The following is a 15,059-nucleotide window of genomic DNA, read 5'->3' as shown; positions in this document are numbered from 1 at the left end:
AGCATAAAAGTAGGCTTATGAAAAAACTAATCAGGATAACTACCATATACATAACATAAAACGTTATATAAAACACCTTTATATTATTTTTCATGCACTTTTTAATAAATAAAGTACTCTTCCTTTGTTAAAATCTCTAAAAATAGTTCAATTTCATATTATTCATTGACTGAATTAATATACAATGTTATATTTCTTAACACAATTAATAATATACATAGAGGAAAGGGAGATTGCCTACATGAGTAAGTTGAAACGTCTGCGTAGAACGAAGAGGCAAGTTATAGCTACTTCCATTGCGTTATCTGTTATTGCTTCGGGAGTCATTCCGTTTCAAACGGCCGATGCTTTAACGAGGGTTACTTCATCTAGTGGCACCGTATGGGAGATTCACGATGCTTTTGCACCCAGCTTGGACACAGGGAGCTTGCGTACCGTCGGTACTACACAAGTGCAGGGATTCGGTAATATCTTTGTTAAAGTATCCGCACCTTCAGCTTCCCTGATGAATGGACAAATGATGCGCGGGTTCGACCTCAAGTACGATGGTGTTAATAGATTCACTTCCTCGCAATCTGTCAATCTGGGAAATGTCACCGTCACCCGTGATGTGTATGTGGACACTATCAATAATCGGACTAGATTCTTTGATACTTTTACCAATAAGAATGATATGGCTGTAAAAGTAGATGTATCCTTCGGCGGCTCCTTAGGCTATGGCACAGCGGCCAATGCTTCAGTGGTCAAGGCAACCTACTCCAATGATCTGGACGTGACGACAGACGATTCATGGATTGTGGTCGATAGCAGCGCCAGAAACAATAAACCTCTAGGTGTTGCGGTCGGGTCTCCACATCCATTTAATAATGGATTAACCGCTCTAGGGAATCAACAGCAGAATCCATTCACCACACCTCTGGCCAAGTCCGGTAATGAGGCGAATTTCTATGGCTTCATTAATACCTTGAACCTTGAACCGGGCCAGTCGAAATCCCTGGTGAATTTTGTACAAGTTGGAGAAGCTGGTGAAGCCGGGCTGAACAATCTGGTTGCCACGCTTAATGGACTTAATCAGCAGCTGGATGTATCCGGCTTAACACCTGCACAGATCCGCTCCATCAGCAACTGGGATATCTCAGGCATAGAGGGACTTAATACTGGAGATACCCTGTTCGTTCCAGAGGCTCCTGCAGCGCAAAGCTTCATCACTTCCTCCCCTTACGATGTTGTGAATAAATCCATTGCACAGATGCAGCAGGATCTGATTAGCGGTACAACGACTTCTGTACAAATTACTCAAGCGTATCTGGATCGAATCAAGGCATACGATATGGGGCAACTCGGCTTCCATGCCTTCCTGCATGTATCCGAAACTGGGCTCGCTCAGGCCAAAGCGGCTGACGAAGCCCGTGCACAAGGCGCCAAGGGCGATCTGCTGGGAATTCCGATTGCGATCAAAGACATCTATGACACCAAGGACATGCCGACTACAGGCGGTAGTAAAGCACTTGAAGGGTGGCGCCCTGAATCGGATGCCTTCCAGGTGAATAAGCTGCGCGAAGCCGGCGCGGTCATTATTGGTAAAGTGAATACTTCGGAGTTCGCGAACAGCGGAAGCTTTAGTGAAAGCGGCTGGATGCAGACATGGAACGCACTCTATCCATCCAAAACCTCTTTTGGCTCCAGCGGAGGATCGGCAGTATCGGTTGCAGCTGATTTCGCAGCGGCAGCTATGGGATCGCAGACCGGGGTATCTCTCTATGCTCCGACAACAGGCGCCAGCTTAAAGAGCTTCCGTGGTACAGACGGCATGGCAAGTACGACAGGTGTGCTGCCGCTCACTTGGGGACAGGATTATGCGGGGCCTATCGCCAAAACCGTAACAGACCTGGCCATTATGCTGAATGCTACAACAGGTACGGACCCGCAGGATATTTTCACCGTAACAGCAGATGCAGATCATAAACGTCCGGAGAACTGGAAGGAGTCGCTGGATGCCGGCGCATTGAAAGGAAAGAAAATCGGATACATCCCCGAATCCTTTGTCTCCAGCTACGCAGATGATGATACTGGAGTGGCAGTAAAGAATAAGTTCTCTGAGCTGCAAGCTGCGGGAGCGGAAATGGTTGAAATGTCAAAAATGCCAGCAGCCCCTACCCGTCCTCAAGGCATTAACGGTTCTACCGAAGGCTGGGCGCGCTATATCGAGCTTCATAAAGCCTTCCCTTACGCAGATGGAGCAAGTGTACTCGCCTCAGATAAGGTGCTTATCTATAATCAGAGAGGATATACCGCCCCTACGCGGATGACGGAACAGGCTGTACAGGATTACATCAAGTATAGAACGGACTATAAAGAAGTGATCAAAGGCTGGATGGACGAGAATGGCGTGGATGCCATTGTCTATGCAGGCTTCATCAGTGACGTATACAACAATGACGCATCAGCCTCTCAATTAAGTTCGGACCGCAACACAGGCGTATTAACGTCTAATGTCGGCCTCCCTACCGTAGTGGTTCCTGTAGGAACGAACGACAGCGGTTATTCGATCTCGATGCAGCTTGTGGGCAGAGCGTGGGACGATGCCAAGGTTCTGGGCATGGGCTATGCGCTTGAGCAGCAAAGTCAAGCCAGACTGCTGACCGCTTTTGCTCCAGCACTCCCATACGTCTCAAACCCTACTGATCCTGATCCAGTAGACAATGAACCAAGCAATCCAAGTCCTGGAGGAGGTACCGGAACTCCACCGGTAACAGCAACGCCTACGCCTACACCAACACCGGCTCCTACAGCAGAAACAACAGCACCGACACCTACGCCGGAAGTGGTCAGCTTCACTGATACACTGAATCATTGGGCAAAAGCAAGCATTGACCTGCTGATCTCCAAAGGATTGCTGACGGGTTATGAAGATGGAACCTTCCGTCCGAATGCAGGCTTAACCCGTGCCGAAGCCATTAAGGTCATTACAACGCACATGGGGCTTGACGGACAAGCAAGCAGCTTCACCGATGTATCTGGAGCACATTGGGCAAACAAGTACATCGGCGCAGCCGCCAGTGCCGGCCTGATGAATGGATATAGCGACGGCACCTTCCGCCCTAATGCGAAGATTAGCCGCAGTGAATTAGCAACCCTAATCACCAGAGCCTTCAAGCTGACTGGTACCGGAACCACCTCATTCAAGGATGTTAATAAAGAGGCCTGGTATTATAACTCCATTGATGCACTAGCATCCAATAAAATTATTACCGGATACGAAGACAGTACATTTAAGCCTGCAAAAGACATTATCCGGGCAGAGTTTGCTACTATGGTGGCGAGGCTGTTGGAGAGTGGGAAGTAAGAGGAGTTATTATTAAAAGTATAGAATTCACAGGAAAGGCCATCCCGAAAGGGATGGCCTTTAACTTGCTGTAACAAATTCTTGATTTGTACTGCTGCTTGTGGTTAAAGTTTCATTTAGTAAATGCAAAAATAATGAGAATTATAAACATAACAAAAAAAATTGTGAATATTATCAAGCTAATTTTCACATGATTATAAATCCTCATCAATTCCGGTTTTCTTTCTATTAACTTTAAGGAGGATAGGGATAGTAATGGGATACTCAGTAGTGCTATAAACGCTGGTATTATAGTAATCATGCTTGATGGATCAACATAATTGTACTTTTTCAAAATAGTAACAGTTTGCATCACAGAACAAACCAACCCGCTAGACCCAATAATGTTAAGCTCACTCTAACGGGCCAATTCTATTCACCCACTCTCATTCACGCTTTAGAATCAACCCCGTCACCTTACTCCAAGGTACGGTAGGGTCATGTTGCACAATATAGGCTTTGGAAAAGCGGTCCAGGTAAGAGTTCTCATGTGACTTCGGAGATAGGATAATTAATTTGCGCTTTAGCTCGCTCGCATAGAGATCAAATACTTTTAACTTCCGCTGCTCATCTAACGCACTATCGAATTCATCCATCACAATAAACCCCGGTGCCGTTTGCAGATTCTGTAACAAAGCGAGTGCAAACAGTAGTGAACTCAGCGACTCCTCCCCGCCAGAGACACCCTTGCCAACTCTTCCTCCCCGTGCCTTCACACTGACATCCTCTAACGTTCCCCGATGCCCTTCCTTACGGGCTCTTATGAATAAATGGAACAGCACCCGTCCCTTGCGATCCTCTTGCTGCTTCCAATCAATCTGCCCCTCGAACTGAAAACCGCTCATGTAGTTCTTGAATCGCTGCTGAATTTCAAGCACTCTCATATTAATGGTTGTCTCCAATTGATCCCTGAGCGTCTCAGCCCGTTCTTGATTCTCTTCAAACAATAAGCTTGTCCGCTTATACTCATCCTGCAGCCGGTGAACCTCTTCCTCAATGACTTTGTAATTCTCAGGTGCAGCAGGGTCTAGACCCGATTCATACCTGGCATTATCAAATGTAACCTTCCCGGACTCATATTCTTGACGGAGCTTGGTAACCGACTGCGGTTTTTTCACATTACTAAGTTCTGGTTCAGGCTCGTTAACCAGCTCATCATAAATAAACCGGGCTGTTCCTTTGAAATTCTCAATTTCTTCGATGGCCGTAAGCAGATTTATTTGTGATGTCTCAAGCGCCTCATGGGTTTCTTTTAGTTGGATATTCATTTGCTGCAACGTACGCGTTACCTGTTCAACATCGTCTTGATTCTTGGCAAAATTCCGGTTTTGTCGGCGTTCATTACCCTCTATACGATCAAGCTGTTCTTCAAGAGTGTCAGATTGCTGCTTTATCATATCCTGTTGCGCGGCTAAGCTCTGGCGGTGCTTTGTCTTCTGCTGCAACGTTTCATACTTTTCCTTCTGCTGTCCCAAGCGTACATAAAAATCCGCTTCCTGCTGCAAAATTCCCTGTGTATGCTCCAGCTTGACCTGTTTCTCGAGGATTTTTTTGTGCACAACCTTTATTTCCTGAAGCTGCTGCTTCTGCTCGTCAAGACGCAGCACTTCAAGTGCATATTTCGCAGCCCGTCCTTCACGTTCATGCTTCTTGGTGAGGAAAGCTTCGGATTCACGAACAGCTTGAATAATCGCATGCAGTTCCTGCATAGTCTGTGTATCATTCTTAATGGAGTCTTCGATATCCGCAAGCACTGTATTTAATTGGCTAGTGTTCTTCTGAATTTCCTCTTTGCGTTTCTGCAGAGCCTTCTGGCTTAGGATATAGTTCTTCTTCTCCTGTGGTCCGCGAATCCCCCTCGGATCAATCAGCAGACCCTTCTCTACACGTATTTCTCCTGCCTGATAGAATTGCTCTACCCACCATAGAGCTTTAACTGCATGCGGGAATACATCATCACTGATGCCTTTTTTCACATGAATCTGAAGCTCCTGAATGTCAGTAACCGATCGATCCGGCACAATACTCCGCAGAGGAACATGATACAAATCATTCGGAGCCTGTACATGCATACCATCAAAAAATACTGTATATTTAATAGTTTCGAATTGCTCCTCTGCTGCGGGCCGGGCGGACTCGTCTAATTCAACCAGCTCATTTAAGGTATAAGCACGCACCCCATTCGCTTTAAATAGCGCAAGTGACTCCCTCTGGCGGTCCGACCATAATTGATTATGCTCAAGCTGAAATCCCTCTTCCGTTAATGCCTGAAGCAGCTTCGCCTTCTTATCTCGTTCATGCTTAAAGTCTCGAATTCTTTGCTCTAATGCTGCAATATTCTTATCCACATCATAACTGCTGTGATATTGCCATAACCGTCCCTGGTGTTCGTACTCCAGTGCCTTATCCTGCTGAATCTGCGCATGCAGAATATAGCTTGAATTCATTAATTGCGCTATCATACTCTCGGATTCCTGGATGTCTGCATCAGCCTTCGCCAAGTCACGATTCCGTTCTTGAAGCTGTAAAGTGATTGCCTCGAGCTGCGCCTGTACCTCTTCTTCAGTGCGCGTAATTCCAGACTTTTCTTGATTCAGCTCCTTCAGCTGGTGGTTCAATTCATTAATAACGTTCGTGGTTTCATTTATTTCATTATTAACAAGAGACAGCTTCTCCTGTAATAAAGTGATTTCCTCGTTAATCTGCTCTTTTTCCGCTTGGACCTGCGTTAGCTCATAAGTAATCCGCTCGGCTTGCTCTTGCAATAGGTCAAGGTTGTCCTTCGTTGCTTCCTGGTCCACGAGCAATTGTTCTTGCTTGGCTAATAAATGCTGTTGTTCCTGCTTATAAAAGGTTTCTAATTTCAGCAGTGCTCCAGCGTACATCCGGCCTCCTTGTACAAGACGCTTGCGATTATCCTCATACCGTTCCAGCGCTGCCTTAGCAATTCCCAGCCATTGCTTTTTATTGGAAACGTTAATATCAGCTGTTCTTAGACTCTCCTGCACTTCCTTCAACTTCTCCATACTTTCTTCCCAGTTGTGCTGTACCTGATTAATGCCATGCATTTCAGCAAAAATACGAAACCGCTCCTGCGGGTCCATGACCGCGAATTGATTAACCTCCTGCTGATACCAAATCAGGTAGAACAGGTCGGGATCAATTTTGTATTTGTACTGGAGGTCCTTCTTGTACGTAGTGAAATTGTATTGCCGGTCACCTGAAGTATACTTAATAGTCTCATCCCATTGCTCCGGATCATCCCCCGATTGAATGATAAATTCCTTCTTGGCCGGCTGTCCCGGTTCCTGCACAATATAAATCGAGAATTCGATAAAGGCAGGGGCATCCATGCGCACGCTTCCCTCATTCTTAAACAATAGCCGAATGTGAGCTTTCCACGTATCATCCGGAAGGAGATTGCGGGATTTCAGACCCTCTAAGTCTACCTTGGAAGAATACAAAACAACCCCCATGCAGTACGTTATGGTAGATTTCCCTGCTCCATTCGGGCCGGTGATCAAGATATGTGATTCTTGTCCTGACAAGTCCATCATCGTTGGCTGATAATCCCGAATGCCAGTAAACCACATTTTCCAAGGTATCATTATGCTTCGTCAGTTCCTTCCTGATACAGATTATATCGTTTGAAAAACTTCAGAACTTCCTCTTTGTTTAATTGATTGGATTGACTGAATTCAACCGTACGCCGCAGAAAGGAATCCGAGAACATATTAGCCCCAATTCCAGTGATGGTATACGCCTTCTCATTTGAATTGGTATCATATTCTTCGAGTGCCCCGATTTTTTTCAATTGGTCAATATTTAGAATCAAACGCTGATTTGCCTTTGTCGTCTCATGTCCAAGAGCATTTAGCAACTGATCGAATAGCGTGAACTCATGCTGCAACACTTCTTGCTGATAAAAGATAAACAAGAGAATGGCCAGACTTTCTTTGGACAATGTACTGCGTGCCGATCGGGCAGGAACCCGCATCATCACGATCACCTGATCTCTTTTCACATCATAGATTACTTTGAAATACCGGCTTACCGCCTGATTAACCCGCATTAAAAATGAATTGAACTGCTCATCATCATTAGATATCTTTAACTGCTTCTCTACCTCGCGCCGGGATAAGCCGAAATTGCCCACACGTATTGTTGCAGAGGATGAGAATAAAAGATTCATGAACACGATCTCTTCCGCCTCGGTTAACATGCCTTTGATTGCCTGCATGACATTAAGCGGATTTACATTTAATTCATCCGTCAAGCTCATCGTCACTCCTCTTCTGCCTGTTCATTGAAGCTTTGTTATGCTTAACGACTTGATTAATATCCTTCGGATTCATCCAGTCCCATTCCTTGTCATATCGGGGGACTTGGGATTCTGATTCCGCCGCCGCTTCGTACATTGTCAGCTTCTTGCTGCCTACTAACGCAGATAACGCCGTAAGTGCGTTAATCGCATCGCCCCACTCCGCAGATGTTGCTTCAATGATTACCGTCTCTAGCGGAGCTTGCTCCACTTCCTGCATGAATCCTTCAATGGCGTCCGTCTCAATCATAGATTTCGTCAGCAACCACGCTGAATCTCCCATCATATCCTCTAATTGTGTAATATCAATCTCCTCATGGATATATTGGGTCTCCTGGATATCTTCCTGCATTCGATCCACTAGCGGCTCATAGTCCTCAAGATAATGAATAGCTTCACTAATAGCTGCACCGGACAGCGGCGCGGCGAATTTAACAGGCATCCACAGACCATCCATGGACTCCCCCTCGTATTCATTCTGCTCCATAAAGCTCATAATCTGATGAGCATTAGGAATGTCTGATTCTGGAGGCGGGTCATACATTTGAGTAATGAACATCCGGACTTTTTCGGGATTAATCGAGGACAAGAGCATCGTTTGCTTCATCATCGTAAATTTGAGATATTTATTAATCATCCCCATGCTCAGATTCGTGCCATCGGCAAGTGCAGATGTTCCTGCCTGCATTAAATCACTGAGCACCAGACTGTCCTCTAATGTATGAAACTTACGGAGACGCTTTGTCAGCTTCATCTCCAGCTCCTGCATCAACTGATGGATAATCTCTAACTGAGGCAGTGCATTACGGTCCGCCAGCATTTCTAATTCACGTTCCTTCATCAATTGTATAGCATTTTCCACGTTGCGAATCATACTGGCAATTTTGTTACCGCCGGAAATGCCATGATCATCATAGGCTTCGCTAAGCTCAGCATCCCGTCTGGCCTGGAATAACGATCGTCCTATATCATCATGCATATAATAGGCTAAAGAATCATTAGCAAGCCGTATGGTCGTATCCATCATCCGCTTCCCTACATCACGCATTTTTAGCTGCCTGGTTTGTTTGGATATCCAATTATACTTCACTAGGACATTTACAATCTGTTCAACCTTTTTCTTGCTTGGCGGGTCAAGGTCCTCATAGCGGTTCCGGTAACGAAAATACAGGGTATCTACGTTCTCAATCGGTTCATCCAGCCCCAGGGCCTCCTCATTGAGCAGTTGAATAATACGTAAGAACCGTAAAATTTCGATAGGCGTCTGCAGAAAGTTCTGGGAGCCCAGATCATTCAATACCCCTGACAACAGAGCAATATCCCTTAAGGCCTGGTGCATTTCCGGCCCGGATTCGTCAGTCTGAAAAATTGAAATTAATGGTTGATCCAGCTTCTCCAATCCTCTGCCTCCCCTAACACAATCTCTTGTTCCAACTTCATATACTGCAGCAAATCCTCCATGCGCTTTTGATACTCCGGCCAACTGGTTAGTATGGAGTGATCAGGGCAGATCCATTTATGCCGCACATCATGTCCACTAAGCGACTGGTACATTTCTCGTGCAATTTGCAGCCCCGCCTCATCATAATCACTCCACAAGATCACTTGACCGATTGAGCTACTATTCATTAATTGCCTGATGAAATAATGGTGCACACTCCGGATATGGCCGTCCACACATATAATCACAGAATTAGTCTCCTGCAAGAAATGGGGTTCTGCTGACATCCGCGTCAAAACAGCCCGATTCTCGACTAACCATAGCGTAGTTGCTGCGGTTGAATACTGGTCTTGGGATACTGAAATATTGGTTAAGGCATGAACAGGTCCTGCCTGGAAATTGGACCATTTCCCTTCAAGGGTACCGGCAAAATAGATCGGCGTAATCTGCCCTCCGCTTATCATTCCTAATGCTTCCGCTGGCTGACCGCTTAGCGTCTCCAGCATGTTAAGAAACTCTATTTTAGACAGATCAAATGCCTTAGAGCCTCCAATACCCGGGTAATACTGCGCGCCAATTTCTTTCCAGTCAAATATTTCTTTGGTACAAGAAATCATGCCAAAAGCCAGTAAAAAGTGTAATGAATGGATTCGTTTTGATACACTCCAATTCGCAGGGAAAACAGCCTGATCCTTCAACGTACCAATACTCCACGCTAAACTATCCGTTAAGAATACTGTCAAACCCTTTAACTGAAGCATCCGTTCGCCCGGTACACACATTATTTCTTCCATTCTCCGGGCAGCTTCTGACTGATAAAACGTAAATTGATCTATTATATCCCTTTCTGTGTCTTTTTGCTTATTTATCAGTTGAACATATAATAAATACCCCATACGGTAATATATCCGGTCTACCGATTTCCCGTCTTGCTTGAACCGGACCTCCTTCACAATCCATCCCTTACTCAGCCAGTCAAAAGTTTGTTGATTGTCATCTAATAAGGCACGCTTCCCCACTGTCCAGCGTAACAGCTGCTGCTCCGGAGGTTCTTCGGCACTTAAGCCATCCTGCCATGAAACGGTAATGATCCCTACTCTTCGTAGCGTACGGGCAGTCCTTTTTACAATATCTATATCAACAAGAGAATCATCACTTATTAATGTTGGCATCTCCAGTTGCTCATCTTTTTTCAAATAATTTCGGCTTATAAACGAAAGGATATCATCTGAAGTATTCACTTTTGCCTCCTACCCTAAGCTCTTTAATTACATATTCAAGCTGCTTAGATAAGTATAGCTGAAAGTAGAATGCTCTACGATGATACCCAAAATTTGTTCATGATATAGAAACATAAATAGCCTGTAGGAATGAGACGTTATTCTCTCATCTCTACAGGCTATTATCCTCAGCTGATGCGTTTTTCTTAAGAAATGATTTCTATAGTTACCGTATAAACATAGATACCTTTCTTAATTTGATAGGGATCGTGAATATTTTTGGTCCAGCCGGTATCTCCGCCAAGACCTGCATGTTTGTGATCAATATGAAGATAAACAGAATCTGAATTTCCCAGCTCGTCTTCATAGGCGGCGTTGTCATATTGCTCAATACTGTGCCCATGAATATCGAAATGGAAATGTCCCGCTGCCGTTACTTTTACTGCTTGTTCTTTGGATGACAAATATAAATACCGAACATCCTCCTTACCACCGCATTCTACCGGTAAGATATAGGGTACGTGCTGCTGTTCTACAGTGCTCTCATAGACTCCAACGAATGCGGCAGATTTACGATCCGCGTAGTTCTCCCATGGCCCGCGGCCATACCATTTCAACTTACTCCAAGCATCAGAGAACTTGAAGCTTAGCCCAATTCTCGGGAGGGTGTCGACCTTGGCATTGTTCACAACTGTATTCGTGATTTCTATACCTTTGCCGCCGACGGTATAATTGGTTTTGGTTTCAATGCATCCATGATAGATACAATGAACTTGAATGATAACAGCAGCAGGTGCTGCAAATACCCGAATATTCTTGATTTCTTTCTCATTGGAATGGAGCCCGAGAGCGTTCCATTCATCTGCATAATTGGACGATTCAAGATGAATACCTGCATCAATTCCTGTTGGAGGGCGATAGAAGTTATTGGTTCCTCCCGTGAAATAATTCTTGTGATTGTATTTTACAGAGATGAACTCTGCGGTTTCTTTCGAGAATAGAACCGTTGTATTTTCATTATAGATATGAATTTCATTTGTCGTTTCATCATACTTCAAGCTATCCTTTTCTATCTCTCCGGTATGCACTTTATTCACAGAATCCTTAATCTCTATCTGGCAGGCATAAATACAGGTTCCCTTCTTAGAATAAAAGGTGTCCTCGTCCAAATAAGCATAGAAATTAAGAAAAGCTTCCCCGGAGACTTTAGACGAATCGTATGGCGCTTGAAGCTTATCAACGGAACCGGGTGCTGTGTGATATTTAGGCAAACTACCGCTCTCAATCACATTGCCATCGCAAACCAGCTCCCAAGCCATATTCAAATGGCTTAAATCCCGATGCGTGTAATGATTATAAATTCGATAGCCATCATTCCCGGGCATGTAATCCATTTGGATAGGAGCTTGTACATTTTTGATTTCATTCGCAGCCGGCTTGAGAGTGAGATCTGGGAAAACTATACCATTCAGGCACATATCAGGTGCAGGATCAGTAACCTCTTCCTGGAATGCCCCGCCATAGACATACTTTTTATTTCCGTCTTTATCCTGCTTAACCAGCGCTTTATCCTGAAAATCCCAAATAAATCCTCCTTGAAACCGCGGGAATTTATGAATGAGATCCCAAAATTCCTTAAAGTTTCCGTTACTGTTACTTTTCGCATACGCATATTCACACATAATAAAAGGACGCAAATCCTCGCTTTCAGCCATGACATCCAGGATCCAATCTTTCTGAGGATACATAGGCGCCATAATATCGGAGATGTTTGCCGGAGGATTCAGAGACTCATACTGAACGTACCTTGTTTTGTCATACTCCTTAATCCAGCCGTACATCGCAGCATGATTCGCTCCATAACCGGATTCATTACCCAGAGACCAGAGAATAATGGATGGATGATTTTTATCTCTCAGAACCATCCGTGTAGCCCGTTCCATATACGCATTTGTCCATTCGGGGGATGCGCTTAACTGGCCGCCAAGACCGTGTGTTTCAATATTGGCTTCATCCACCAGGTAAATTCCCAGTTCATCACACAAGTCATACCATTCGATTGCGTGCGGATAGTGACTTGTTCTTACCGCATTGATATTCAGCGATTTCATGACCTTGATTTGCTCGCGCATATATTCTGTTGTTACGGCTCGTCCTGATTCAGGACAAAAGGCGTGAAGATTGGTTCCCCGTATAATGAGACGCTTCCCATTAATTCTCAGGACCCCTTTTCGATCGATATTCACTTCACGGAAGCCGACATTCGCGCTCTCAATATCAACTACATTTCCGGACAAATCAATCATTTCTAACACCAATTTATAGAGATAAGGGCTCTCGTCGCTCCACAACTGAGGATTTGAAACGGTTTTCGAAACCTTTGCTACATATTTTTCTCGCAGGTAGAAATCACAATCCGCAAACTTTGGCGTTTCAAACTCAGTAACCAATTTCTGTTCGCTATCATACAGGGACAACCGCACATGAGCTTCACCATAACCATTCACTTGATTATTAGGTGCAACCGTCACTTTTAATTCGGCATTGTTGTAATTCCCTGAAAAGAGGGTTTCGATCTTATAATCATGAATGCGCATACGTGGTTTTGCATAAATGAGAACATCCCGGTAGATCCCCGAGAGATGCCAGTAATCCTGATCCTCCAGATAAGTCCCGGCTCCAAACCGCATCACCTGAACAGCTATAAGGTTTTGTCCCTTTCGAATGTAATCCGTGATATCAAAAGAAGCGTTAAGCTTACTATCCTGAGAATAACCAACCATTTTGCCGTTTAACCACAGATAAAAACACGATTCTACACCTCCAAAATCAATAAATATATCCCTTTCGTTAAAATGTTCGTCAACTTCAAACGTTCTAACGTAACAACCGGTAAGGTTACTCTCTGGCACATGAGGCGGATTCAAAATGTATTCATTATTCCTGAGTTGAATTTCGTGACTTGAACCCTCCCCTTTTTGAACAAAGGGATACAACATATTGGTGTATACAGGTTTTCCATACCCCGAAAGCTCCCAATTGGAAGGAACCGGAATATGATCCCAATGGGACACATCATATTCAGGACTATAGAATTCATCCGTTACTTCATCGGGAGATCCGAACATTTTAAACTTCCACATTCCATTCAGGCTTTTTACGTATTTAGACTTTCTCCGGTCTCCGCTTAAAGCCTGTTCAACGGTTTCGTATACTCCGTAGGGCTCATGCATGGGATAACGGTTTTTTTGAGTAACATATTGATTTTCCCAATCTCTGCTTAGCTTCATCGGCTTAAATAACACTCCCATCCATTGTTCTAATTGGTTGATCTTTCAATGTAGATACCCCTATAATATAAGGAAAATCCCTTGTATTAAATGTTGAGTATGGTATTTCATTTATCCATTTTGGTAGGAGTGCGAATACATGATTGTTGAAGACATTAATGAAAATGATGTAATCTACCGCTGTATCGGCAAAGACTTTAATCAGGGTATTTTATCTTGCGGCTTTATGCGGAAAAGATCAGCAGAGCGTTCTCAATATGATTTTAAGATAGGATATTACAGCTGTTTTGTAGTATTGCAAGGCAGTGGAACATTTATTTCTGCGGATGGTACCGTTACTCCTATGCAAGCAGGTGATCTTGTTCAACGTCTACCTGAACGTTTGCACTCTACTGCAATTGAACCAGATGGGAATTGGATCGAATTTTATATCAGTGTCGGGTATCCTGTCTATTCATACTTAAAGACACTTGGAATTATTAATTCCGATAAGGAAGTCCAATCGGCACTGCATACGAATGATTTTTTCTTTGATTTTGTTTCCTTGCTGAAAGCCTTGAAAAGTGCAACAGATGAAAGTCTTCCCTCCCTGCTAATGAAATCTCAGGATTTGATTATCAGATTACACAGTAGCATTCATAATGCTCATAGCAATGAAAATGATAGTAAAATAACAAAAGCCTGCGAGCTGATTAGTGTCTCCAATGATATTCACTTTGATATTCAGGAAGTGGCATCTGCCGTGAATATGGGCTACGAGAACTTCCGGAAATTTTTTAAAGAGACTACCGGGATTTCCCCTAAGCGATACCACACTGAACATTTAATGAGACAGGCCAAAATGATGCTGCTATCCGGACTGCCCATCAAACACGTAGCCGTTAGTCTTGGTTACGGGGATATATATTCATTCACCAAACAATTTACGAAATCAGAAGGGGTATCTCCAGGACGATATATCCGTAAAACAAAACCTGTTCAAAATTAAGTTTGAAAAACAAAAGCAACTCATCCGCAGACAAGTTGCTTTATAAATTGATTAAGAGTTTACCGCTTCACCTTATAAAACTCATGATACAGCTTCATCAGCGCCCTCTTCTCTATCCGCGACACATAACTCCGCGAAATCCCCAGCTCCTTCGCAATCTCCCGCTGCGTCCGCTCCTCGCCGCCGGTGTCCAGGCCGAAGCGGCCGACGACGACCTCTTTCTCCCTCTCGTCCAAGATATCGAGGTTACGATAGTAGCCAGCTTCGTGCCCTTGTTCGGGTGGTAGCTCTCGATGGCCTTAATCAATCCGATGGTGCCGATGGAGATCAGGTCTTCCATGTCTTCACCGGTGTTGCCCGAGTTTCTTGAGGTTGTGGACACGATGCGATGTCAAAAAAATAAACCAATCAAGA

The 15,059-nt window shown here is 44.3% G+C and carries 7 protein-coding genes and 1 pseudogene; 2 read left to right on the top strand and 6 right to left on the bottom strand.

The annotated features are described in order from the left end of the window. The first annotated feature begins 241 nt into the window (after positions 1-241). Entirely contained in the window at positions 242-3,346 is a 3,105-nt protein-coding gene (locus J2Z70_RS16455; protein WP_209874951.1) for an amidase family protein, read from the top strand. Positions 3,347-3,771: 425 nt separating this feature from the next. On the opposite strand, the gene J2Z70_RS16450 is transcribed toward J2Z70_RS16455, so the two are convergent. From J2Z70_RS16450 to J2Z70_RS16430, 5 genes are all read right to left on the bottom strand, one after another. Further along, positions 3,772-6,993 (bottom strand): coiled-coil domain-containing protein, encoded by a 3,222-nt coding sequence (locus tag J2Z70_RS16450; protein WP_209874948.1) that lies wholly within the window; start codon positions 6,991-6,993, stop codon positions 3,772-3,774. Next, the gene (locus J2Z70_RS16445) at positions 6,993-7,667 is read right to left on the bottom strand and encodes a hypothetical protein (RefSeq protein WP_051478226.1); all 675 of its coding nucleotides are present in this window, start codon (positions 7,665-7,667) and stop codon (positions 6,993-6,995) included. The genes J2Z70_RS16450 and J2Z70_RS16445 overlap by 1 nt, the downstream gene beginning before the upstream one ends. Next, positions 7,651-9,105, bottom strand: a complete 1,455-nt coding sequence (locus J2Z70_RS16440) for a hypothetical protein (RefSeq protein WP_209874945.1) — start codon at positions 9,103-9,105, stop codon at positions 7,651-7,653. Before J2Z70_RS16440 ends, J2Z70_RS16445 begins: the two co-directional genes overlap by 17 nt. Next, positions 9,081-10,388, bottom strand: coding sequence for a DUF2399 domain-containing protein (locus J2Z70_RS33885; RefSeq protein ID WP_209874943.1), 1,308 nt, complete (start codon positions 10,386-10,388; stop codon positions 9,081-9,083). The genes J2Z70_RS16440 and J2Z70_RS33885 overlap by 25 nt, the downstream gene beginning before the upstream one ends. A 185-nt stretch (positions 10,389-10,573) precedes the next feature. Next, positions 10,574-13,657 (bottom strand): glycoside hydrolase family 2 TIM barrel-domain containing protein, encoded by a 3,084-nt coding sequence (locus J2Z70_RS16430; protein WP_209874939.1) that lies wholly within the window; start codon positions 13,655-13,657, stop codon positions 10,574-10,576. A gap of 139 nt (positions 13,658-13,796) precedes the next feature. Between J2Z70_RS16430 and J2Z70_RS16425 the strand changes: the two genes are divergently transcribed. After that, positions 13,797-14,645: a helix-turn-helix domain-containing protein gene (locus J2Z70_RS16425; protein WP_209874936.1), complete on the top strand. Its 849-nt coding sequence runs from the start codon at positions 13,797-13,799 to the stop codon at positions 14,643-14,645. Positions 14,646-14,704: 59 nt separating this feature from the next. Here the strand turns inward: J2Z70_RS16425 and J2Z70_RS16420 are convergent. Further along, positions 14,705-15,033, bottom strand: a pseudogene (locus J2Z70_RS16420) (sigma-70 family RNA polymerase sigma factor); the annotation flags it as partial. Positions 15,034-15,059 lie beyond the last annotated feature (26 nt).

Origin of the sequence: Paenibacillus silagei (assembly GCF_017874735.1) — a bacterium.
Lineage (GTDB): Bacteria > Bacillota > Bacilli > Paenibacillales > Paenibacillaceae > Paenibacillus_AQ > Paenibacillus_AQ silagei.
Note: the sequence above shows the minus strand (reverse complement) of the source record. Positions and strands in the feature narration are given on the sequence as shown.